General features: G+C 59.0%; 1 protein-coding gene and 1 other annotated feature. The gene reads right to left on the bottom strand.

The window, feature by feature from the left end; all coding sequences use genetic code 11:
* Positions 1-39: 39 nt before the first annotated feature.
* Positions 40-1,271, bottom strand: a protein-coding gene (locus DMO26_RS33445; protein WP_117196537.1) for an IS3 family transposase whose coding sequence is annotated in 2 segments (ribosomal slippage) — positions 40-980 and positions 980-1,271 — 1,233 coding nt in all. Because the reading frame shifts where the segments join, the coding sequence is not laid out codon by codon here.
* Positions 871-987: a sequence feature (AL1L pseudoknot), on the bottom strand. It overlaps the preceding gene by 117 nt.
* Positions 1,272-1,321: the final 50 nt, after the last annotated feature.

Here is a 1,321-nt window from a genome sequence, read left to right as displayed (position 1 = left end):
TGAACCGCCCCGACTTTACCGGAGGCCGTTTGGTTTAAGTTATGCGGCCATGGCTGGCACGTCCATCATGGCGTAGTATCGTTCTTCCGCCTCGGCTGGCGGGATATTCCCGATGGGTTCAAGAAGGCGGCGGTGATTGAACCAGTCGACCCATTCCAGTGTGGCGAACTCCACAGCTTCGAAGTTGCGCCATGGTCCTCGCCGATGGATGACCTCGGCCTTGTAAAGACCGTTGATCGTTTCTGCGAGAGCATTGTCGTAACTGTCGCCAACGCTTCCGACAGAGGGCTCAATGCCCGCCTCGGCCAGTCGTTCGGAATAGCGAATGGACACGTATTGCGAGCCGCGGTCGGAATGATGAACCAGCCCGCCACGTTTGACGGGCCGCCGATCATGAAGCGCCTGTTCGAGGGCATCGAGCACAAAGCCCGCATGGGCCGTCCGGCTTGCCCGCCAACCGACGATGCGGCGGGCGAAGGCGTCAATCACGAAGGCCACGTAAACAAAGCCCTGCCAGGTCGCGACATAGGTGAAATCGGATAACCACAGCATGTTCGGCGCGGGAGCCTTGAAGTGGCGATTGACGCGGTCGAGCGGACACGGGGCAGACCTGTCAGATACAGTGGTTTTGATGGGCTTGCCACGAATGATGCCTTGAAGACCCATCATTCTCATGAGCCTTGCGACGGTGCAGCGAGCAATATCGAAGCCTTCTCGCTGCAACTGTCGCCACACTTTCCGCACGCCATAGACCTGGAAGTTCTCGTTGAACACCCTGCGTATCTCGACTTTCATGGCAATATCATTCCGTTCGCGGACCGACAGGCGACCCACGTCCGTGCGCTTGGCGACGACCTCATAATAGGTGGACGGGGCAATCGGCAGCAGCCTGCAGATCGGCTCGACCCCGAGCACCGAGCGGTGTTCGTCGATGAAGGAAATCATCGCTTCAGTGGGCGGTCGAGCTCCGCCTGGGCAAAATATGCCGAGGCTTTGCGTAGAATCTCATTCGCCTGACGAAGCTCCCGGTTCTCCCGTTCCAGAGCCTTCATCTTCTCAGCCACGTCACTCGGCAGACCTGCACGCTTGCCGCTGTCGACCTCGGCCTTCTTCACCCATTCATGCAGCGTATGCGCCGAGCAGCCGATCTTGGCCGCTATCGAGGAGACCGCCGCCCAACGGGAGGGATGTTCGGCTTCATGCTCCGTCACCATTCGAACAGCGCGGGCACGGACTTCAGGAGAAAATTTGTTCGTCGTTTTGCTTGTCATAGACCCTACTTCTCACGAGTTGGGGTCTCCGGCAAACCCGGTGCGGTTCA

Origin of the sequence: Rhizobium terrae (genome assembly GCF_003425685.1) — a bacterium.
Lineage (GTDB): Bacteria > Pseudomonadota > Alphaproteobacteria > Rhizobiales > Rhizobiaceae > Neorhizobium > Neorhizobium terrae.
Note: the sequence above shows the minus strand (reverse complement) of the source record. Positions and strands in the feature narration are given on the sequence as shown.